Below are 21,552 nucleotides of genomic sequence, written 5' to 3' on the forward strand. Positions count from 1 at the left end.
GATATATCAAACCAGCACCTCACGTGTTTACGCACGTGAGGTGTTCCTATTTCTTCAACCCACGGGGCCGTGCAGCCCTTGCGGTCCGTGCCCCAGTTCCTGGAGCACCAGCACATGATCAAACTCTCCGGCGTCACGCTGAGAGTCAAAAAAATCCGCGGCGGCCGCAACGGTTTCTTCTGCATCGGCGAGCTGCTGACCGACATCGGCGAGTTTCGCGTGGTCGATCCGCTGCTCGATCAGTTCGAGGACGGCGACTACACGGGCACGGTATGGGTCGAGCGCATCTTCCTGAAGCAGTACATCTACTACGGCAAGGGCATCACCGAGATCCGCGCCACGCTGCACGACGTCCAGTTGGACAGCGCGGCCGAGCGGCCGGATGACAGGATGCCGCCTGAGGCCGACCCGGCAGAAGAGCTGCCAGCCAGCTATCCAGCTGCGACGCCAACACTAGCACCTCGGCCGACTGTACAGCCGCCGCCGGCACTCACCGACCAGCTGCGCGAGCAGCTCAAAGCCAAGCTCGCCAACGCCAAGCAGGTCAGGGCATCGTCCTCGCAAGCTGATCGCGCGCAGCCAGCAACTTCAGTGCCTGCGCCTGCTACACCGCCCCCAGCCGAAAACAGCGCGCTGGCCGAGCTGTTCGCTGAACTCTGGCCCCAGGTGCAGCACCGCGAGCCAGTCAAACTCGATTCCACGGTGGACCGCGCACGACTGCGTCAGCAGGTGTCTGCCCTGAAGGATCTTGGCTATTCGATAGACCCCATGAGTCAGACCTGGCTCCCGATCTAACCAGGTACGCACTGCGCACCCATGGCCCGCTCGCAGCGGGCTGTTTCCTGGGCATTTCCTGTGTCCAGCAGACAGCCTGCTGCATGCCCCGAAGGGGCAGGGCGGACGCTCCAATTAGGGTGGCTGCGACCTGATGCGCAGCAGCTTTGCGATAGTGCTCCCCAGGCGAAAGCCAAGCCTGCGGAAGTGACCGCGCCTTTCCTTGGTCGCCTGAGCTCCACCTGGTGACCGGCCAGCCTCTGGCGGCCTGGAGCACTGTTAAACTGAGCGGAACCCGATGGGTTCCCACAGCAGCTGCGCAAGCGGCTCCTGTGGGAAACCATCACACCATTTCAGTATGGTTTCGAGCACATTGCGCCCTTCGAATGTGCACGGCAGTTCGCACTGCCGGGGCAAGCATCATCTTCAACCTTCGCGGGCACAACAGCCCGTCAGGGTTGGCGTGCCCGCTCTTTTTTCGGGAGGAGTAGACTATGGGCATGCCCATCAAACTGAGCGTCTTCGAAGCACTGACCGACGCTGGCGTCAAGCCAGAAAAGGCCCGTGCTGTCGAACGTGAGCTCGAAAATGCTATTCAGTCTGGTCAAGATGCTGTTCGCGCCGAGATGCGCGAACAACTGATGACCAAGGCCGATGGCAGTGAGCTGAAAGCGCAGATCGCCACCGTGCGAACTGACATTGCAGCATTGGAGACTCGACTCAACGCCCGTCTCAACGACCAGCTGCGCTGGATCATCACCACGCAAGTTGCGGTAGTCGGACTCGCCCTCGCGGCGATCAAGCTGCTGTAACTTCGCTTCTTTCTCACCCTCGGGGACCATCGTCCCCAGGGCCGGTTGTCCCCATTTCTTGGAGACAGCTATGTCAATTCAAATCTTGCCCCGGTGGTCCGAAGCGCAGCGCATGGATATGCACGCCGCTTTCACCCAGTGGTTGATCGTCTGCGACGAGCAGGAGTATCAGCGGCTGATGGAACTGCGAGAAACGGTCGCCCCTGGTGATGTCTGCTCGATCATCAAACTGGTTCGCTCGTGCTACGCACGGCCGGATCTGCTTGCTGGCCTGCCGGCGCGCTTGGTGCAACTGATGCGAGCACGCTGTTTGCCGCTGCCTTTTGCTGACGCATCCGCTGCCGCAGGATAGGTAGCGCATCGCGCGCATCGAGCTCTTCCAGGAGGTGGACCAGGTCCAACTTCTCGGCGGGGCTTCCTTCAACAAGTGTCAGTGTGGGGCGCGTATCGGTCATCCGAAAAGTGTCGCACGAATTCACCCTTCAACCTCAACCCGGATGGGCCGTCCCATCCGGGGGGCGCTCGTCCATTTCACCAGCCCAGGAGAAATGTCATGAAGCAAGTTCAAATCCCCAGCGCATCCAATGGAACCGTTCAGTACGGGGCACTTGCCGCTGCGTGCGGTGAGCAATTGGAGATGCAGATTCTCAAAAGTGGTGGCGGCTACTACCTCGGGACCTATTCCGAGAACGGCCCTTTCACGCGCGAGTCTGTGCAATATTGGCCCACGCCAGAGAAGGCCCAAAAGGCTTGGGATGCTGGCCTCTGGACACAGCGCACGCATCTCTGATTCATCCCATCCAGCAAGGCTCGCCCTTGCAATTTCCAACCAGCCAGCTTCCGGAATCATTCCGGGGCTGGCTTTCCTTTTTTGGGAGCAGGCCATGGCCCTGATCTTCGCGCGCCTGGCGCAAAACTATATCAAGGCCGGGTACTTCCCGACCGATGAGGAAACCATATCCCGCATCGCCAACCTGGTGCGCATGCCCGATGCGGGCAGCGTGCGGATGCTGGACCCCTGCTGCGGCGAGGGCACGGCTCTGGCCGACGTGCGCCAACTGCTCACCGTTGCGCGTGGCGGGGCCGCCGCCGAGGCCTTCGGCATCGAGCTCGACCGAGAGCGTGCAAGGCACGCCAAGCAGATCCTCGATCGCGTGATTCAGTCCGATGTGCACGATGTTGTCGTGAAGCCGCGAAGCATGGGCCTGCTGTTCCTGAACCCCCCATACGGCTACGGTGTCTCCGACCAGGCCGCGCAGCGGTCGCTGATCGACGACGCGGAGAAGGCCGAGCGTCTGGAACGAACGTTCCTGCGCAAGACCGTCCCCTACCTGGCCCACGGCGGCGTGCTGGTCTACATCGTTCCGCACTACGCGCTGGACGACGAGATCCGCGGCTACCTGGTGCGCAACTTCCAGAACCTGCGGGTCTTCATGGCTCCCGAGCGGCGCTTCAAACAGTGCATCGTGATCGGCACCCGCTGCCGGCCAACGCACGCTACCAAGGCTGCTCTGCAGCCCCTTGTGGACGCGCAGGCCTCGAAGGAGGGTGCGCCCATGATTCCTGACTCGTGGGAGCAGGAGCCCTACGTTATCCCGGCCCTGCAGGGCGATGTGGAGTTCGACTTCCACGCCGTGCAGATCGATGAGGAGCAGTTGGTAGATGAGCTGGCCAGGTTCTCCCACAGCTTGCTGTGGGAAGGCCTGCAGGCGCACTTCGCCCAGGTGGCCGGAGCATGCCGGCCGCCGCTTCGTGACCTGACGCCGTGGCACCTTGCCTTGGCCCTGGCCGCTGGCCAGGTTACCGGAAAGATCACGGCGGACAACGGCCGCACCTTCCTGATCAAGGGCGACACATACAAGCGCAAGGAGCGCAAGGTCAGCATCGAAGTGGACGAGAAGGGCAACGCTTCGCAGTCCATCGTGATGCTGGACCGCTTCGTTCCGGTCATCAACGCCATCGAGTTCACGCCCGATGTGCGCCTGGGGCAGATCGTCAAGATCGCCTGATTCTTACCAACCCAGTGGGGCACCGAGCCCCACGGGCCGGACGCCCTGAGTTCAAAGGAGGTGGCCATGCCACAGCAACAGAAATTGAAAACCAATGTGGAGTTCATCACCGAGCTCATGGAGTATTCGCGCTTCGGCGGGATGGTCCAAGTCCTCGTGATACAGGCTCTGCGTGACGGGGTCGAGGAGATTGCCAACTACCCCCATCCTGAGCATTTCGACAACGGTCTTTTTGACGGCACGTACTGGCAAGCAATTGCCAAAGATGTAGCCCGCCAACTGACCGAGAAGTACGGTCCCTACAACCGCGTCAGGCCGGCAACGGACTGACTATCGCGTGCCCTGACCATTGACTCGGGCGCACCGTGCCAGGTCGGCCTGGTGCTCATTTTTCTTTCGCCCACTGGGGACCGCCTCCCCAGGGAGGTTGTTCCTGTCTTTATGAGAGACGACTCATGGATACCCAAACCCTCGCGCGGCCGCAGGCCGCTATCACCTACGACACGCCCCTGTTCCGCTTGGGGCGCTGCGTAGCCACGCTGGGCGTTGACAACCTGATCTGCAGGGGCGACGTGAACCCGCAAGAGCTGCTTCATCGTCACCAGTGTGGCGACTGGGGCGAGATGCCACCTGAGGATCTCGCCGTGAACAGGCGAGCTCTGCAGGATCGCAGCCGGCTCATGTCGGTCTACAAAGTCGGGGGCAAAACGATCTGGGTCATCACAGACGCAGATTGGGCCGTCACCACCTTGCTGCTGCCCTCGGAATACTGAGGGGAACCTCTATAAAACCCAAACCGGCTACAGCCGGTTTTCCAGAGCAACCATGACGGTGGCTGAGGAAAACCGTTTGAACCATCCATAACGGTTTTAGGCGTGCTGAGCCTTGAAAGCACGCAGGGTCGAAAGACCAGGCATTCATTCCAACCACCCCTGCGGGCATCGTCCCGCAAGGGGCGGCGTTCGCTTTCTCAACATTAAAGGAGCGATCCATGATCACACGCCATAGCCACAACGCCAGAGATGGACACCGGCTCGAAACCGAAATCGAACTGGGCGGCGCCCAGGTGCTTCGCATCAGCACCAGCAAGGCCATGGGCGGCAGCCTCGACACCCGGGGCTCGGTGCACCACGCCGCCGGCGGCTTCATGCGGCACACCCTGTATGAGGACTTCAGCAGTCGCCTGTTGAGCACCCGGCCGAAGCGAGTCACGCAGCAGGTCGTCATGGACCAGCACCGCGAGGTGCTGTCCCAGCTCGATGAAGTCAAGCTGGCCGTCGAAATGCACTACCAACAACGGGAACAGGCCAAGGCCGGCAAGGAGCCCATCCATGCTTGACCTCGAAGTTGCCGCCCGCGGCGTCGTCAATACCTGGGAGCAGGGTAACCTGGCCCAGGCCGTGTGCTCGCTCGACCAGGCGCTACAGGACCAAGACAAATGGCGCCTGGAGCAAGCAGGGGCCATTGCCCAGGCGCGCGAGCTGTATGGCTGCGAGACCTGCGTGATTGACCCCTTGCCTTTGGTTGCCCCTTCAGAAGTGGGCACCTTTGTTGCGGCCTGGCTGTGGGTTCCCAACCCTCGCTGATCCGTCTATCAACCCTTGCGGGGCATGCCCCCGCAAGGGGCTGCTCCGCTATTTCTGGAGCATCTCTTGCAACCACCCTGCAGCCTCTACCGCATCGAGGGCTATGCCGACCTCTGGGTCGATGCCTGCCTGCGCAACGATGAAGGCGAGCTCATGTTCCTGTCGTTCTATGGCCGGGATGCCTCTGCCATGCAGTTCATCGCGGCGGCCGAGCTCGGCCACAAGGCGGATGCCGGCATCAGCAGGTTCACCCTGGTCAATGCCGCTGGCCAACGCCAGCTGGTCGATCTTGGATCGACGGATCGCCTGGCCAAGTTCAGCGGCCGGCTGCCGCGCCAGAACTTGTTTGGACCCATCAGCCACTTGTGGCTCTACGACAAGCGCCTGCGCTGCCTGGACAAGGCCAACCGCATCGGCTGGGTGCTGGCCGCCGGCGGCGACATCGAGGCGCGCGTGTGGGGCCTGGTCAAGGAGCTGGCCCCCATCGCACTCCTGGACGCCTGGCAGCGGCCGCTGCTGGACTGGTGCAGCGACAAGGGCGCCGTCCACGAGCTGGGCCAGGGGCTTTATCCGCGAATCGGCAACCTGCGCGCGCTGCGCGTGAGCATCACCGACCACTTCATCCGGCACGTCAGTGCCGGCGTCCGCGAGCGTCAGCTCGTCGCCTGATCCACAGGCCTGAACCCGACCCTGGCCCCTAGCCAGGCCTCGGGCTTCGCATTTCAACCACCCACCAGGGCGCACCGCCGATCTTCGGCTGTGCGCTCTTTTTATTGGAGCATCTCATGGAAATTTTGGCGACCACCACACCCGTCCTGGAGCAGGACACTTCTACCACTTCACCTGTTGCAGCTTCAGATGCCGGCGGCCAGCTCGGCCAGATCGAGGGTGAGGACTTCCTGGCCGACATGATCAGCGAAACCATCCCGCTGGGCGAGTTCATCCGTGAATTTGGCCAGGGCCTGCTCGACCAGGTGCGTGCCCAGCACCCGCCTGTGTACATGCCTGAGCGCGATCACCAAACAAGCGTTTGGCGGGAACGCCAGCAGATCCTGCAGGGGCTCAAGCGCAAGCCGTTCGCGGCCCAAAGCGAAGCCGTGCAGGCCATCGTCAAGCTGCTGGCCGACCAGGGCGAGCCTGCGGCTGTGCTGAACGCCGAGATGGGCACTGGCAAGACCATGATGGCCATCTGCGTGTCGGTGCTGCTGCAGCGCTTGCAGCGGCGCAATCCCCGTACTTTGATCATCTCGCCGCCTCACCTGGTCTACAAGTGGCGGCGCGAGGTCTTGGAGACCGTGCCTGGAGCCCGTGTGTGGGTGCTCAACGGCCCGGACACGCTGCGCAAGCTGCTGTCGCTGCGCGCCCGCCTGGGCCTGCAGACCAGCCAGCCCGAGTTCTTCGTGCTGGGCCGCGTGCGCATGCGCATGGGGTTCCACTGGCGGCCGGCGTTCATCGAGCGCCGGCTCTTCATTGACGGCCAGGTGTTCTCGGCAGCGTGCTGCCCGTGCTGCATGCGACCGCTGGAATCGGAAAGCGAGGATGGCGAGACGCTACCTGTGTCAGCCCTCGTGGCCAAGCAAGTCCTGGGCGACCGCCGGCGCAAGTGCGAGCACTGCAAATCGCCACTGTGGACCCTCATCCGCAGCGGCAAGCCGATCCAGTCCATGTACGACCTGGTGCTCGATGCCCTGCAGCAGCTACCCACCATCGGCCCTGTCTCGGCAAAGCGCCTTCTTGGCAGCTTTGGCGAGAAGACGCTGGCGGCGATGCTGGAGGACAACGTCTACGAGTTCGTGAACCTCATGGACGAAAACGGCGAGCTGGTGTTCAGTGACCGGCAGGCCAGGCGCATGGAGCGCAGCCTGGCCAGCTTTGAATTCTCGATTGGGCAGGGCGGCTATCAGCCTACCGAATTCATCAAACGCTATCTGCCCAAAGACTATTTTGGGCTGCTGGTGGTGGATGAAGGCCACGAGTACAAAAACGAGGGCTCGGCCCAGGGCCAGGCCATGGGCGTGCTGGCCAGCCAGTGCTCCAAGGTGCTGCTGCTGACCGGCACGCTCATGGGCGGCTACGCCGACGACCTGTTCCACCTGCTTTGGCGGATCAATCCGAAGGTGCTGATCGAGGACGGTTTCAAGCCGTCCAAGACCGGCTCAATGGCGGCCGCCACGATGGGCTTCATGCGCACGCATGGCGTGCTCAAGGACGTGTATAAGGAGTCGTCCTCGACCTCTCACCGCACGGCCAAGGGCAAGCAGCTCACGGTACGCACATCGAAGGCGCCTGGCTTCGGCCCGGTGGGCATCATCCGCTACGTTTTGCCGATCACGGTCTTTTTGAAACTGCGCGACATCGGGCAGAAGGTCTTGCCGGCATATGACGAGACCTTCCTGGACGTGCAGATGCGTGATGACCAGGCCGGCGCCTACCGCACCATGTCGATGACGCTGGTGCAGATGCTCAAGCAGGCCCTGGCCATGAAAGACAGCACGCTCTTGGGCGTGGTGATGAACGTGCTGCTGGCCTGGCCGGAATGCGCGTTCCGCACCGAGACTGTCAGGCATCCGCGCACCAAGACACTGCTGCACCTGCAGCCGCCGGTGTTTGCGGAAACCGAGCTGATGCCCAAGGAGGCCAAGCTGATCGAGCTGTGCGCGGACGAGAAGAAGTTGGGCCGCAAGGTGCTGGTCTACTCGATCTACTCAGGCACCCGCGACACCACGGCCCGGCTGCGCATGCTGCTGGAGGCCAGGGGGTTCAAAGTGGGCGTGCTGCGCGCCAGCGTGGATGCGTCTAAGCGTGAGGACTGGGTGGCCGATCAGGTCGAGCGTGGCGTCGAGGTGCTCATCACTAATCCTGAACTCGTGAAAACGGGCCTGGATTTGCTGGACTTCCCCACCATTGTCTTCATGCAGTCGGGCTTCAACGTTTACACGATGATGCAGGCCGCGAGGCGCTCTTGGCGCATCGGCCAAAAGCACGACGTGCGCGTGATCTTCCTGGGCTACGCTGGCACCAGCCAGATGGAGTGCTTGATGCTCATGGGTAAGAAGATCGCAGTGTCTCAATCGACCTCGGGCGACATGCCCGAGAGCGGGCTGGATGTCTTGAATGACAACGAAGGTGAGAGCATTGAAGTGGCCTTGGCCAGGGAGTTGCTCACAGCCTAAGCCAGTTTCAACCTGCGGGTGCAAGTCCCTCCGCGAGTGGCAGGGGCGCCTCCGACAATGGAGGCGCCCGATGCCGATGGAGTAATGATATTTGACAATTCAAAAATATGAAATTTGCATGAAATGTTTTGAAAATAATGCAACTTGCACTTGAAAACAAAAAATGCATGTCCTGAAAATTTGAACCCAATCACGTTTTACCAAATGCTTTAAAACGACAAAGGCTGGTCTGCTTGGACGCGCTCTTACAGAGGCGCTCCATTTACAAGCTCACAGCCGACGCCTGCAGAATTGGTTCTGATTGCTTCAGGAGGGTGAATGTCTATGACACTCCGAATATGGTGACTATCCTATCGGGGTGGCAATAGGTTTGGCAATGCACTGTTCAACATTTAATACAATTACTTCTGGTGTTTTTAAGGCTTCCGGTGACGCTGACACTGTAAGTTCCGACGTTCTCCCATTGAGAAGGGCAGGCTGGAGGATAATCGCCGCCAGTCACCTCTAAATAAAGCACGCTACAGGACTTGTTTTCATTAACGCAGGTGGTTCTAGTATTCGTGCCATTTCCTGCATACATATTTTTGGTTCCATAACTTACCCAACCGTTAGGGCAAACGGCTGGATAATCGCCACCGACGACATCCAAATATAGTGCTTGACTCTCCTTGGCGCCTGTTCCCTGTGCTTTCTCCCAGGTCTTGCCGCTACCACCGGATTGGCAAGAAAGTATCAATCCCTTGTCGCCCCTGGCCACCAAACCATCCTTTTCGCAGGTGTCGCCTTCCTGGACGATGGGGCCGTTCAGGTCCAGGTATTCATTGGTTTTGATCCGACCCTCGGCGGTCATCGTCTGAGCCCCCACGGCGCCGGCACGGTTGATGTCGTGACGCACGCCCATCACATCTTGCATGTTGATGCTGCCCGTGCGCGGCAAGCTGCCATCGCGGCGGTCGAACTCCATGAACCCGGCACTGTCGTAGCCGTTGGCCATGCCGATCACGCCGGCAGTCCCTGAGGAGTTCAACGCGACCTGGTTTCCTTCCTGATTCACGAACAGGGCAGGGTTTCCGCCGTCCATGGACGCGGGCATGGCCACGCCGGCGTTGCCCGGACTTGCGGCGGCAGCTGCGATCGTGGCACGGCGTACATCGGCTTGGCCCGTGCGAGGGTCGAGCATTGGGACGCTTGATGCGACGATCGAGCGCAGGTTGCACGTTGGGACTACACAGCCGCCCGATGTGTCCACGGTGATGCTCACGTTGAAGTCGATGGATTGGCCGTTGTAGACGATCGGCCCAGCTGACCGGGAGGCCAGCATCCCGAGGTCACGGAGATCCGCTGTCGTGGGTGTGCGCACGCGACCCGCTGGCACCGTGTAGGCGCCCTTGGTGACGGCCTGGCCACGTTGGATCTGCGTGAAGAAGGTCGTCATGTAGGTCTTCGTGCCGTCATCGACGGCCGCCATCGTGGAACCTACAAGGCGCGCTCGATCATCAGCAATGGTCCTTGACATGTTCTGCCAATACCAGTGACCGACGTATGCCAGGACGAGCGTGATCAGGGCAACGAGGATGGCCAGCTGTATCAGCAAAAAACCCTGTTGGCGGGCATGCTTGAGGCTATTGAGAGTGGGTTCGAGCACGGCTTGTTTGTGCATGGCGATAAGGCTTCAGTTGTTGAAGTTCTTGAGAACGTGGCGCTCCACCTCTTCTTTGAGCGCACCGAAGTCTCCGTTCTTGATGTGCGCGGAGACTTTGTTATCCCGTGGCAGGGCGGTGGCCACCAGCGGCCCGCCCTGGTCGAAGCGCTGGTGCACAGCAAGCTGGAAGCTTGTGGCCAGCAGCTCATTGGCTTCGTCCTCTCCAGCAGCCCGGGCCAGGGCAGCAAGGCGCTGCAGGCCGGCCGGGATGCTTTTTGAGTGCATCGTGACGAGGACCAGATGGCCATCGACCGCCACACGCAACAGTTCGGCGGCCGTGGCTGCGTCGCGTACTTCGCCGTAGCCAAGCATCGACTGGTCCTTCGCTGGGAAGCAGCGCAAGGCAGCATGGATGGCTGCTCTGTAGCCGCCCACGCCATCGGCGTCTATCTGCTCGCAGTACCCGCTGCCGTGCGAGCCTTCTAGCAAATCCTCAGGTGGGTCTTCGATAGTCAGGCAGTACCCTCCGTGGTGGCGCAAGCGCGCGGCGATCGTGGCGGACCAGGTCGTGGTCTTGCCGGCTCCCGTGAGGCCGCAGACCACCACCAGGCCTCCCTGATCGCGCATCTTGGTCTGCAGCAGCAGGGACTTTACCCATTGAGGCAGGCCGAGCTGGTCAAGCTCAGGGCAGTTATCGCGCAGACGGCGCAGGGCAAACCGACCCTCACGCATCCGCTGCACCCGCCAGCGGCTGCCATCGGCCAGCGCCAATTTCTTGGTCAATGGTGTTGTCTCGATCAGCTTTGCCAGCTCTTGGAGCATTGGCTTGTGTTCGTCCCGAGCAGGCTCCTGACCAGGAAACACGATCGTCGGACCGGCACTTCCGACCGACATGTGGATGTCGGTGATGGCTTGCGCTTCCATGGCTCAGACCCGCCCAAAAGTGATGACCAGGGTGTTGGTTACGCTGGAGTTGCACTGCGTGCCAACGGTCGTCGCATCCAGCTCCGTGGTCGCTGTTTTGACGGCAGTGCCGTTGACACTGGCGGTCAGGAACATGTTGCTGGTGAATGCCTCAGCGATCTTCGAGCACTCACGCGATGGGATTTTGTCTATCGTCACCTGCACCTGGGTGTTGCTGGCGGTCGCGGCAAAGGCCATCGTCCCCCACTGCGTCACGATGCCACCCGTGGGCGCTCCTGCATTCATTTCCAGGAAGTTGTCGCTGATCCAACGGTTGGTGGCTACTTGCTGTGTAGTCAAACCGTTGTAGGAGGTGCGATTCTGGTATGCCGTCTGGATTGTGGGAATGACCAGGTTTAGCTCATTCGTGATCTTGTTGGCCCGCGAACCAGACAGGATCTTGGCCATCTGCGGCCACACCATCGCCAGGAATACCCCACCCAGCAGAACGACTATAGCCAGTTCAGTGATGGTGAAACCCTTTTGCGCCTTGAGTTTATTAGGTTGATTCATAGTGATTTACTGGATAAAAAATTGTGAAAGCGGTTGTGATTGGCGAACTTATATAAGAACGTTTATTTTGTCTGGCTGATGTACCTTTCTATTTCCGCGTTGAATTCAAGATTACCGAGAAGAATCAAGCCGATAGTCATAGCGACAAACAGCATTGCGATGAGGCCGATGAAAACAGCTTTCTTTTCCGCAATCGCAACAGCAGCTTCTCCATGGTCAAAAGCTATACTCTTCATGGCTTTGTAGAAGTCCGACCTTTCCGAATAGTCTTCAATGCGATCCATTATTCGTCGCGAAAACATGCCCGTCTCCAGTGCGAGTGCAGGATTGTCCGGCGCCTTGGACAGTCTTTGCAGCATCGTATTGATGTGCCATGTCAGCCATGGACTGGAATACTGACGCATTCTTTCCATGGAAGCCTTCATGCCGTGGTTATTCGACTGAAGCAGAATTGCCAGTGAAAGCAGAAAGGTATTGGCAGAACTCTCCCGATAACCAGACCAAGGCAAAAATGGAATGCGGTCAACCATCCGTCTGCCCCGACCGAACCAGTTCGGCCGGCTCCACGATATCATCGCCAACAATCCAATGGCTCCCCCCAATACTGCCAGCCAGTGAGAAACCAGTGTATTGGAAACGACGTAGATGCCATAACTAAGTGAGGGCCACCGCTCAAGTGGCAATGTCTGCAGGTTTTGGGGGGCAATGACCAATGCGTACGATACAAAAAATGCCAATATCACTAAACCCGCCAAAGCCGGCGATATAAAGGACATGAAATAGATACCTTTGATCTTGCTCATCAGTCGCAAACCGTGTCCAAGATGCACCATGGCCTCATCCAGTTTTCCATCTTCCTCTGCCGCAGTGAGAACCATGACTTCATAAGATGGCGCAGTGTGCATCAGTGCATTGGCGAATGACATGCACTTCATTTTTTGCAGCCAATGCAGATATAGCGGAGCCCAACCCGTCTTGCGTCGGCGCGAGCGTTCTGCGAGCTTGGCCAAGCGGCCATGACTGGATGCGCCATCCCGCAGGGCCGAGGCAAAATCTTCATAGAAATCTTGCCTATTGCTGGAAAAAAGCTTGAATCGCAGCTTGGAGATGCTCAGCCGCAAATTCATTGCGAATCTCCTGGCTCAACCACTTCATAACTCTCCAGTGGCTCAAATTCGATTTCCAAATCACGTGGATCGATCAAGCCCTGAGACACCTTATACAGTCCGTGCTCGAATGCCGTCTTGCCCACCATGTCACGGTCATCAAATGCAGCTGTGCGGCTTTTGCGCCAATACTGTTCGGCCTTATCGTCATTGCCTTCTGCAATGTGCTGACGGAGCACTTTGTCCGGTGACAGCACTTCGGCAACCACCGTAGAACCGATGATCCCACGACCGCCACAATGCTCGCAGCCTTCGTCGGCGCTACAGTAGATTTGGTTGATGTTGAGGCCAAATTTATGCGTCAGCAGGTGTTGGCCGCGCGCGGGCAGAACATCTGCTGCCGGTTTCTTGCATTTAGGGCACAACACTGGCAGCAGGCGTTGGAAAATCAGTGCGGCGATGAATTGGCGGTCCGATAGCACCTGGCGGTCAAGCCCCAGGCGAAAAAGACGCAGCACGGAGCCAATGGCAGATGCGGTGTGAAGCGTTGTATAGATTTTGTGGCCTGTCAGCACAAAATCCGCAACGATCTTGGCAGTGGCCCTGTCACGTGTCTCACCGACCATGATGTCATTCGGGTCAGCTCGCAGCACATCCCGCAACACGCCGCCCCAAGCCTTTCCATCATCTTCCTGTTCATGGTCGCTGCGCTGAATGGAAATCTGGGATACGCCGTAGATTTTGTATTCCACAGGGTCTTCTACCGAATAACGTTTCTTGTATTGCCTTTTCGGGTCGAACTCCATCATGGTTTTGAGCGTTGTGGATTTACCGGAGCCGGTCGGGCCAGTGATCGCAATCAGGCCGATCGATTTGGTAACGCTCAATTCCAGCAAACGAATCTGGCTATTCTCATAGCCAAGCTCGGCAAAACTTTTGTTCTTTTCGCCCGGGATTTCCATTGGCAGTATGCGAATGATTACATCCCAGCCATCGGCCAGTCGAATGAACTTGTAGCGCAGCTTGTAGCTCAGCCCCTTGTGAGAGAAACGTATCATGCAACTCATGGATTTGTTTTCCAGCGAAAACGTTCCAGTGCTCTGAGAGCGAGATTCGGCCATGATGGAAAACATATAACCTGCCATTTGTTTGCAGGTTTCCACGTCGTACTGCCGGTACTTGAAAATACGGCTGTGTATGCGTAGCAAGACCATGCCGGTCTTTTCTCGGCAGCACAGATGAATGTCGGTGGCTTTTTCGGTTACCGCTGAGGCAAATAATTCATCGACGAGCGGATTCACGTCACTGGCTGTGGTGTCATTTGTCACTTTGCCAATTGCTTCGTTGAGGACGGCGATGACAGCCACATCCGCCAGACGCTCGTCAGCCAGCTTGTAATGCTCCCGTCCTAGACGCTCGCGCAGTTCCATATGTGCAGATTGACCTGCGAGCTTTTCGGCGACCAACAGGACGACCTCCCGTGCGCCCAGGTCCAATACCGCCAGGCCGGAAAGATTGTTCCCGGAGACGCCGAGCTTTTTGCCGATTGAGTCGCGGAAGTTCTTTATTTGATGGCGATCGGTGATGCGACCAAATTGGCGCATTCTCCCGATGATTTGAGCCTTTAATTGTTCTTGATCATGAGAGTTTTCTTTCTTTTTGATATCGCCATCAGGGCTTCCCAGAAACGATTGGAGCATGGGATTAATTCCTTATCTAGCGAATGATGATGGTGCAGAGAAGCTGCTGGAAATCGGGATGTTTGTGGAGGTTTGATTCACATCGGCGTCCCTGAATCCATTACCCAACCCCCAGTTCAGGCTGATGGCCTTGCGTAGGCTTACCTTGAGGCCTTCTGTTTTTGCCAGGACGATTTCGAAGTTACTGATACGCTCCAGCTTCCAGCCGTCCAGTCGCGAGATATAGGGCTCCTGCATAGAAATTGCGACACGCTGGCCTTTGTAGACGACCTCGGCAACTTCCTTTCCAGCCATACCCCATATCGCTTCCACAATCGGTTCCTGAGCACTGATTTCTTGCTTTGCTTCAGGCAGTGGATTGGCGACCACTGGGACTTGCATGACGCTGCTCTGGGATTTGCCCTGAGCTTGTGTTGCCCGGATCTTGGCATCCAATTCCAAATCAATCAGTTGCACTTGCTTGGCCAGGAGCTTGCCAAACGTATCCACCTGTCCATCGACCGTGGTCTCAGTGGCGTGGACAAAAATGGGCATCAGCGCAATCGCCAATGCGGTGATTTCACGGGCGCGCATAGGCTTCACCTCTTAATTCAAATGTGGTTTTCTCGTCCAGCTTGATTTGGACGCTCGTAATACCGGCCGCGACTGGCAGCTTGGTAGCCATGTCGCCCATCAAGACAGCCGGGCCCGACACAGTGAAGCTGGAGCGCATTGGAATGCTCAGGCCGTCCTGCTGCTGGCCTTGGGCCGCTACACGCTCCCAGGATGTCTGCAGGCCCAGCTGCAGGCCGACAGGGGCAATGACCTGGGCCAGGTTGCCCATGGCGTAGCGGACGGCTTCGCGCGTCGGCAGCTGGGCAGCGGCACGCCGGGAGACCGCGCCCAACTCCACGGGCAGCTCCTGGATCACTGCCGTAACCTCGGCGGCGAAGACGGGCGCGGGCCATGAGGGAGGCTTTGCCAACATGTAGCCGCGCCAGGTCGCCAGAGGCTGGCCCTTGAAGGTCAGCGTGCATGCACCAACCTTGCAATCGATCTCTTGCAGCCGCCAGCCGCTGATTTGCAGCGGCAGATCCTGCAGGGCACCAATGATTGCCGGCAGCGCTGCCGTCGCCGGCGGCGCCGCATTGATTCCCGCGTCAATGGCTTGGGCCATTTCGGCGGCATTGCGCTCGATGTCGCGCTGGCGTGCCTGGGCGGCCTCGCGCCTTTGCGTCTGCTCGATCTCGCCCTGGGCTAGCAGGTAGCCCAGCGCGGCCACAGTACCCAGCACCATGAATCCCATCACCTTCAGGGATACCGGGCGGTATCGGTCGAACCGGGCGCGCGAGAAGTCCTTCTTGGTCAGTGAATGCCGCAGGATGTCCAAGGTGAACGGCCTGACGTCGAAGTGGTAGGGCATGTTGTCCAGCAACTCGCCAAGATCGGTGTAGACCGGCACCCCTTTTCTTTCCTGCAGGGTGCTCAGGAAATCCAGAATGCTGGTGCGAACCGCCTGCGCGTTGCCCACGAAATCCATCCGTGTCGCGGGCTTGCCATCGACGGTGGCGAAGACCCAGTACTGGAGCTCCGCGCCTGGCTCGCCATCGTCGCCAAGGGCCTGCAGGTCGATCAACGTGATGCAGGTCGGCTCGTCTGGAATGGCTGCTTGAACCAGCGCAGCTGCCGCTACTGGAGCCCGTTTGGTCAAACCTTTCGGCAAGAAAGCAACGGACGAGGTCGCCTTGCCCGCGAGCCTCCACTGGAACTGCCACTGTGCGTTGACGCTGTGTGCGAACTGGCGCATTTCCGCGCCGTGGCTGTCCGCGCCAGGCAGCTCGACCCAGTCCAGCCCTGCAACTGCTTCACCATAGCCGGGCACGCGGATAAAAGTCATCAGTTGACCCCCTCAATGATCTGGGGTGTCAGCATCACGAGCACTGCGCGCCGCGTCGTCGAGGCCGAGAATCCGCCGCCCAGCAGAGGACTGAGCTTGCCGTCCAGAGCGCGGTCGTTGGATGTCTGCTGCGTGTTGTCAATGCCGGCCAGCACTGCGGTCTCACCGCTGACGATGCTGGTGTACAACTGGTATTGGTTGGCGTTGGTCTGCGGGTACTGTAGGGTGGCGCCGTTGCTCTGGTAGGTCTTGACCTCGCCCCGCGTCGATGCGTCCATGCTGAACTGCACGATCACCGAGCTGTTGGGCTGGATCGACGTGCGCAGGTTCAAAAACGTGCCCGTGGTCAGCTGGCCCGGCTCCACGCCCGGGATGGCCGTGGTCGACGTGGTGGTGGTCGTCGCGGCAGAGGAGCGCGCCGGATAGATGAAGCTCTCGGTGCTGGCCACAGACATGGGGCGGTTGTTGAGCATGGTGTACGTCTCGTCCTTGCGCACGCTCACGCGGCCGATGGTGGCCAGGGCCTTGAGGAATGCCTGCGTCTCGAACTGTCCACCTCGGCGCAGCACGCCAAGCTGTCCAAAGCCCGAGGCTGTGCTCGCCATGCCCGTGGGCGAAAAGAACTCGGTGCTCCACTTGGCTGTCGCTTGGCTGATGGCCCAGGACCAGTCGATGCCGACGTCGTTGCCGGTGTTGGCCGTGACCTCCACGATTTGCATGCGCATGCGCACTTGGCGACCGATGGCCTTGTTCTCTGCAGCGATCAGCTCTCGGATCTGCTCCTGGACTTCTCGGGTGTCCGTCACGGTGACCACGCCCGAGGAGGAGATCGCGTACTTGCCCAGGCTGGGCGTGAGCGTGCTCTCGATCGCGGTTTGCAGACCTTTGACCACGTCGATCTGGCTTGTCACCCTCGAACTCACATCCGAGGAAGAGGCCGCGCTGCCGACCTGGCTGCCGGCCTCCGTGCCCGAGCTGCTGGTACTCTGGCCTGTGGATGCCTTCTTGGTGATGGTGCTGGTGATGTCGTTGACATCGGTGATGGATGCGATGTGGTACGTGCGAGTGACCAGACGCGAGATCAGGATGGCGCCGTCGCTGTAGTCCCAGCCCACGCTGTACTTGGCCGAGATCTGGTCCAGCAGCTCGGTGAGCGAGCCACCGAAAAGGGTCATCTGATCCAGAATGAAGCCCCCGCGGCCTTGCGCTGCACCGGCCATTCCAGCTGCAGCCGGCATGAGCTGGCCGGCCGCACCTGCCAACGGGGCGGGCAGGGCGCTGCCGGGAATTTGCGCCGATGGCGCTGGCGCCGGCGCGGAGCTGGCCTGCATCGAGGTCGACATCATCGTGCCCAGGCGCTGGGCCGACAGGGCCTGGATCGGCACCAGCGCATCGGGGCTCACGCGCACCGAGATGCCCGTGATCTTGCTTATGCGGTCGCCGATAGTGGTCAGGGTAGGGCGGTCCGGGAAGGAGAAGCGGATGGCCTGGCCGAACACGGCGGGCAGCTGCGCCTCGCGCGCAACCTTCACGGTCTTTCCGCCCAGCCACACCGCGTTGAACTCGCGCACGGCCGCGCCATTGTGCGTGTCGGTCTCGCGCTGCGCTGCCAAGCGCTCGCGCACAGTGTCGCTACCTTGCTGGGTGGCCACCTGGACCTGAGCGCGCTCCTCAAGCGAGCCGCAGCCGGCGAGTGCGATGGTCATGAGGGCCGCGACGGCGGTCGGGATCTTGTTCAGTGTCATGGGAGTTTTCACGGCATGGACCTCACTGCGCACGGCGGCCGGACTCGGTCACGCGCAGTACGTTGTTGCCGGTGTAGAGCAGGGCGTTGAGCGCCACTTCGGAAGCGGAGAGAGCCGCGAACAGGCCCTTCACGGCCTCACGGAAGTCGCCACCGAACGTTGCGCTGACGGTGATGGGCACGTCCACGCCGGCTTCCCAGTGCAGCTGCCAACTGGCCTTCTCGGCCCAGGCCTGCAAGGCGCCGCGCAACGTGCCGTCCGCCGGTGTGACAGACCAAGCCTGCAGAGCGGGAGAGGGAGGCGTCGGGGCGTCGATGCTGGAGGGCGTGAAACCGGCGCTGCCTACAGATACGGGGGCCACCTGGCTGCTGCCACGCGTGCTCGCCAGCTCAAGCTGCAAACCCGACAATTGCAGCTGCAGACCTCGCCCAGCAAGCTGCTCATTGACGGTGCGGATGGCCTGGCCCAGCGTGGCCGTCTCGGGTTGCTCCAGCTCCACGAGCGCAACGCTGCCCATACCCGAGGTGTCCACAAAAGCCACGGCCAAGCGTTGCGCGAGCAACTGGCCCAGCTCCTCGACGTTCGACTTCCACGAGATAGCGATCTGCGCCGCGAGCTGAGCTTCGCGCGTGCTCTCGCTGGGGCCACTATCGAGAGCATGCGCTGACGGGGCGAGGGCGGCCGCGAGCGCACTGGCTACCGCCCAATTTTTGAGACAGAGTTTCTTCATCGACCTTCCTTGCTTCAATTCATTGGCCCGCGAGCGCATCGGCCAGGGCAAACTCGCGGTACAGCTGCAGCACGTTGGGCACGTACTGCTGGGTTTCGGGAAACGGGGGGATACCCTTGTGCTTGCGCACGTTGCCGGGCCCGGCGTTGTATGCGGCCAGGGCCAGGGGCCAGTCGCGGAACTCCAGCCACATCTGGCGCAGGTACTTGGCGCCGGTGGCCAAGGCCAGAACGGGCTCGTACAGGTTGGATTCAGGGTTGTGAAGGCCTACGCCGCGCGCCGTCGATGGCAGTACCTGGGTGAGGCCTCGGGCGTCCGCATGCGAACGAGCCTGCGCGTTGTAGCGGCTCTCCACGGCCACCAGGGCCTTGAGCAGCGCAGGTTCCAGACCATAGTGACGCGCCACGGCTGCGATCGCAGCTTCGTGCTGCCAGTAGTTGCGCAACATCTGCTGGCAGGCCGGCGTGCTCTTACTGCCGCGCAGGCAATCGACGGTGTGCTGGTGTCCCTTGGCAGTGGCTTGAGAGTTGGCCGGAGCCTGCAGGGCTGCCCCCAGCAGCGCAGCGGCCACGAGCCGAGAAATCGTGCGTGACCCGTTCATACGATGGTCGCCAAGAGCACGATGAACGAAACCAGGATGGCGGCCTGGACCACGTGGCGCTTGACCAGCCAGACCGACATCTGGCCCCTGGAATAGCGCTTGAACAGGCCCAGCACAGCGCTTGCTGCGATCAAGGTGCCCATGGCCACGGTGAGCATTTGGATCTGTTCCTTGACGCGTCCCATGTCCTGGCCAGAGGCCTGCTTGAAGCCATCGGCAATGTTGCCGGCCGTGGGCGTCCAGTTGCCGCCAGTGCCGCCGCCGGCGGAGCCCCCTGGGCTGGTGCCGCCGATGCGGTCTGCCATCGAGCAGATGGTCGTACCGTTGCTGTCTGCGAAGCCCGAGCAGCGGCCCGAGTTGATCATGCGCTGGCAGTTGCCGGTGCCCAGTTGCACGCATGCAAGCACCAGATGACCATCGACGGGACGGCCGTCGAAGGTGCCCAGGGCCAGCAGGTTCGTGACAGCGCTGGAGTTCAGTGCTGCAGTTGTCAGCTTCGACCAGGCGTTAACTTGTTGCTGCAGGCTTTGCTGTCGATAGACTTCGGGAGTCATATTCGCAAAGGCTTCGATATTGGCCGTGTTCATCTGCAGCACGCCGTAGCAGCAACTGCCGTTGTAGGCGGTCGTATTCCGCTGGCTTTCAAAGCTGGCGAGACTGGCCACCGACTCGGCGTTCTGCTTGAGCCAGGCGTTTGCGTTGGGCGAGTTTCGGATGGCTGCGGCGATATCCGCGCTGCTGACGATCGCGGCAAACACCAGGCCGGATAGGCTGGCCAGCAGCAAGTAGGCGATGGGCTTTCTCATGCGCATGCCTCAGCCCAGTTTCAATGCACGGCTGCAGGCCGGCACCACCTTGCCGAACTGGATGGTGCGGAAATGCAGCGTTTGGGCTGACGTGTCGTAGCGGTACTCCACACGGTTCTTTTTGTGGTCGCCGCCGTAAATCATGCAGTAGCCAGGCAGTTCTGCAATGTGCCTACCTGTGGGCGGCCAACCAACGACGCGCATCCGGCACTCGACAAAGATGTCTTGAACAGCGGCTCCATTCGCAGCTGGCTCGCAGTGCTCGCTTGCAGCAGCTGCGAACATCGAAAAAACGATGCGCTTTTCGCCCTCGCGCACATCGCCGATCAAGGCGAAGCCGGGTAGAAAGCGCTGCTCATCTTTCAGTCTCGCCATGAGCTCATTGGCCCAGATGCGCTGCGCGATAGCTCGATCCTCAGGACTTGCAGTCGATGGGAAGTTGGAGCTGTCGAAGACGGCTTCCCGCATGGGCTGCCACGCTGGCTGGCTGGGCATTTGTGCTTGGGCGAGGAATGCCTGGCCCATGGACAGGGCGGCCATCAGTACAGGTGCTGCCCTCATTGGCGCGCTCCCGGCTTGCCGCCCTTGTTCAGTTCGTCGATGAACTGCTCGGGAGGTGTGGCGCCAACCAGGCGCTTGCCGCTGGCCAGCACCACCGTGGGTGTGTTGTTGATCTGCCAGCGTTCGCCGGCTCGCAGGATCTCGACCAGGCCATCCACGTTGCAGGCCTCGGGCAGGCGGGGCCGGGCGCCGTTCATCATGGCTTTCCACACGCCTGCGCGGTCATCCGAGCACCAAGCCATGCGCGCCAGGTTCTGGCTTTGCGGGCTGATCACCGGCAGCATGAAGCGGTAGACCGTGATGTTTTCCAACTGGTCCACGAATTTCGTGAAAACCCGGCAAATGGGACAGTTCGGGTCTTCAAATACCGCAATCGCCCGACTGCCATCACCATGCACTTCTTTGATCGCATGCTGCAGCGGCAATTGATCAAATGGAATCGCCATACGTCGATCGTGATGCGCAGCTGTTAAATCCTTGCGCAATTTCATATCCATGAGCGATCCGCCCACGAAGCTGTAACGACCTGTTTCTTCTACATAAAATATCTCCTCGTCGGAAAAGACTTCGTAGATGCCCTTGATAGGCGTCGTCTTGATCGTGTCCACACGGACGGTTTTGTCCGTGTTCGCTTCAATCCCTGCTCGTATCTGGGTAGCAATCCGTTCAGACACATCGCCTGCATAAACGGCGGCTGCCGTGGCCGCCAGCGTGGCTGCAGCAACGGCAAGACGGAGGCTGTGCAAGGGGCGCAGACGTGAGATGGATGGAGTGGTCTGGGGCATGGGCGCACTGTAGAAAGCACCCCAAATTCGTTCCACCGAAAACCGTCATGTATAGACCATCCGGTTTTCGCTTGACGGGTCTATTTTTATTTGATCTAGAATTTGTACGCGTAACGTTTGTGCGTCGTATCAGCAGAAAGCGCCCCGAAGGGGCGCTTTCTGCTTCTGTT

Annotated in this window: 24 protein-coding genes; 11 read left to right on the forward strand and 13 right to left on the reverse strand. The window is 60.1% G+C overall.

Features of this window, described 5'->3' with window-relative positions; all coding sequences use genetic code 11:
• Positions 1 to 114: 114 nt before the first annotated feature.
• The 11 genes from P7644_RS10810 (at position 115) to P7644_RS10860 (ending at position 8,354) form a co-directional block, all read left to right on the forward strand.
• A complete protein-coding gene (locus P7644_RS10810) occupies positions 115 to 795 on the forward strand; it encodes a DUF3275 family protein (RefSeq protein ID WP_404299006.1) in 681 nt (226 codons plus the stop codon).
• A gap of 473 nt (positions 796 to 1,268) precedes the next feature.
• Positions 1,269 to 1,586: a hypothetical protein gene (locus tag P7644_RS10815; RefSeq protein ID WP_404299007.1), complete on the forward strand. Its 318-nt coding sequence runs from the start codon at positions 1,269 to 1,271 to the stop codon at positions 1,584 to 1,586.
• 70 nt (positions 1,587 to 1,656) lie between these two features.
• Positions 1,657 to 1,938 (forward strand): hypothetical protein, encoded by a 282-nt coding sequence (locus P7644_RS10820; protein WP_404299009.1) that lies wholly within the window; start codon positions 1,657 to 1,659, stop codon positions 1,936 to 1,938.
• Between the two features lie 201 nt (positions 1,939 to 2,139).
• Entirely contained in the window at positions 2,140 to 2,376 is a 237-nt protein-coding gene (locus tag P7644_RS10825; protein WP_404299010.1) for a hypothetical protein, read from the forward strand.
• Positions 2,377 to 2,470: 94 nt separating this feature from the next.
• Complete coding sequence (locus tag P7644_RS10830) at positions 2,471 to 3,595, forward strand: DUF6094 domain-containing protein (protein WP_404299012.1); 1,125 nt, start codon at positions 2,471 to 2,473, stop codon at positions 3,593 to 3,595.
• A gap of 66 nt (positions 3,596 to 3,661) precedes the next feature.
• Entirely contained in the window at positions 3,662 to 3,925 is a 264-nt protein-coding gene (locus tag P7644_RS10835; RefSeq protein ID WP_404299014.1) for a hypothetical protein, read from the forward strand.
• A gap of 125 nt (positions 3,926 to 4,050) precedes the next feature.
• Positions 4,051 to 4,368, forward strand: coding sequence for a type I restriction endonuclease subunit M (locus P7644_RS10840; protein WP_404299015.1), 318 nt, complete (start codon positions 4,051 to 4,053; stop codon positions 4,366 to 4,368).
• Positions 4,369 to 4,586: 218 nt separating this feature from the next.
• Complete coding sequence (locus P7644_RS10845; RefSeq protein WP_404299017.1) at positions 4,587 to 4,934, forward strand: hypothetical protein; 348 nt, start codon at positions 4,587 to 4,589, stop codon at positions 4,932 to 4,934.
• Positions 4,927 to 5,181, forward strand: a complete 255-nt coding sequence (locus P7644_RS10850) for a hypothetical protein (RefSeq protein WP_404299019.1) — start codon at positions 4,927 to 4,929, stop codon at positions 5,179 to 5,181. Before P7644_RS10845 ends, P7644_RS10850 begins: the two co-directional genes overlap by 8 nt.
• A 66-nt stretch (positions 5,182 to 5,247) precedes the next feature.
• Positions 5,248 to 5,850, forward strand: a complete 603-nt coding sequence (locus P7644_RS10855; RefSeq protein WP_404299021.1) for a hypothetical protein — start codon at positions 5,248 to 5,250, stop codon at positions 5,848 to 5,850.
• A 116-nt stretch (positions 5,851 to 5,966) separates the two neighbouring features.
• Complete coding sequence (locus P7644_RS10860; protein WP_404299023.1) at positions 5,967 to 8,354, forward strand: DEAD/DEAH box helicase family protein; 2,388 nt, start codon at positions 5,967 to 5,969, stop codon at positions 8,352 to 8,354.
• A 385-nt stretch (positions 8,355 to 8,739) separates the two neighbouring features.
• Here P7644_RS10860 and pilV read toward each other — a convergent pair whose 3' ends face one another.
• The 13 genes from pilV to P7644_RS10925 form a co-directional block, all read right to left on the reverse strand.
• Positions 8,740 to 10,014 carry a shufflon system plasmid conjugative transfer pilus tip adhesin PilV gene (gene pilV / locus P7644_RS10865; RefSeq protein ID WP_404299025.1) on the reverse strand — a complete coding sequence of 425 codons (1,275 nt, stop codon included), beginning with the start codon at positions 10,012 to 10,014 and terminating at the stop codon, positions 8,740 to 8,742.
• 12 nt (positions 10,015 to 10,026) lie between these two features.
• A complete protein-coding gene (locus P7644_RS10870) occupies positions 10,027 to 10,920 on the reverse strand; it encodes an ATPase, T2SS/T4P/T4SS family (protein ID WP_404299027.1) in 894 nt (297 codons plus the stop codon).
• A gap of 3 nt (positions 10,921 to 10,923) precedes the next feature.
• Entirely contained in the window at positions 10,924 to 11,472 is a 549-nt protein-coding gene (locus P7644_RS10875; protein ID WP_404299029.1) for a type 4 pilus major pilin, read from the reverse strand.
• Positions 11,473 to 11,534: 62 nt separating this feature from the next.
• Positions 11,535 to 12,599: a hypothetical protein gene (locus P7644_RS10880; RefSeq protein ID WP_404299031.1), complete on the reverse strand. Its 1,065-nt coding sequence runs from the start codon at positions 12,597 to 12,599 to the stop codon at positions 11,535 to 11,537.
• Complete coding sequence (locus P7644_RS10885) at positions 12,596 to 14,278, reverse strand: GspE/PulE family protein (protein ID WP_404299033.1); 1,683 nt, start codon at positions 14,276 to 14,278, stop codon at positions 12,596 to 12,598. Before P7644_RS10885 ends, P7644_RS10880 begins: the two co-directional genes overlap by 4 nt.
• A 12-nt stretch (positions 14,279 to 14,290) precedes the next feature.
• Entirely contained in the window at positions 14,291 to 14,851 is a 561-nt protein-coding gene (locus P7644_RS10890; protein ID WP_404299035.1) for a hypothetical protein, read from the reverse strand.
• On the reverse strand, positions 14,838 to 16,154 hold the full coding sequence (gene pilO2 / locus P7644_RS10895) for a type 4b pilus protein PilO2 (protein ID WP_404299037.1): 1,317 nt from the start codon (positions 16,152 to 16,154) through the stop codon (positions 14,838 to 14,840). The genes P7644_RS10890 and pilO2 overlap by 14 nt, the downstream gene beginning before the upstream one ends.
• Positions 16,154 to 17,899: a hypothetical protein gene (locus P7644_RS10900; RefSeq protein WP_404299039.1), complete on the reverse strand. Its 1,746-nt coding sequence runs from the start codon at positions 17,897 to 17,899 to the stop codon at positions 16,154 to 16,156. The genes pilO2 and P7644_RS10900 overlap by 1 nt, the downstream gene beginning before the upstream one ends.
• A 22-nt stretch (positions 17,900 to 17,921) precedes the next feature.
• Complete coding sequence (locus P7644_RS10905; protein ID WP_404299041.1) at positions 17,922 to 18,629, reverse strand: toxin co-regulated pilus biosynthesis Q family protein; 708 nt, start codon at positions 18,627 to 18,629, stop codon at positions 17,922 to 17,924.
• A 19-nt stretch (positions 18,630 to 18,648) separates the two neighbouring features.
• Positions 18,649 to 19,230 carry a lytic transglycosylase domain-containing protein gene (locus tag P7644_RS10910; RefSeq protein WP_404299043.1) on the reverse strand — a complete coding sequence of 194 codons (582 nt, stop codon included), beginning with the start codon at positions 19,228 to 19,230 and terminating at the stop codon, positions 18,649 to 18,651.
• The gene (locus P7644_RS10915) at positions 19,227 to 20,015 is read right to left on the reverse strand and encodes a hypothetical protein (RefSeq protein ID WP_404299045.1); all 789 of its coding nucleotides are present in this window, start codon (positions 20,013 to 20,015) and stop codon (positions 19,227 to 19,229) included. The genes P7644_RS10910 and P7644_RS10915 overlap by 4 nt, the downstream gene beginning before the upstream one ends.
• A gap of 30 nt (positions 20,016 to 20,045) precedes the next feature.
• On the reverse strand, positions 20,046 to 20,576 hold the full coding sequence (locus P7644_RS10920) for a hypothetical protein (protein WP_404299047.1): 531 nt from the start codon (positions 20,574 to 20,576) through the stop codon (positions 20,046 to 20,048).
• 17 nt (positions 20,577 to 20,593) lie between these two features.
• On the reverse strand, positions 20,594 to 21,382 hold the full coding sequence (locus tag P7644_RS10925) for a DsbC family protein (RefSeq protein ID WP_404299049.1): 789 nt from the start codon (positions 21,380 to 21,382) through the stop codon (positions 20,594 to 20,596).
• Positions 21,383 to 21,552 lie beyond the last annotated feature (170 nt).

The sequence above is a fragment of the Alicycliphilus denitrificans genome, from assembly GCF_044792555.1.
Lineage (GTDB): Bacteria > Pseudomonadota > Gammaproteobacteria > Burkholderiales > Burkholderiaceae_C > Alicycliphilus > Alicycliphilus denitrificans_A.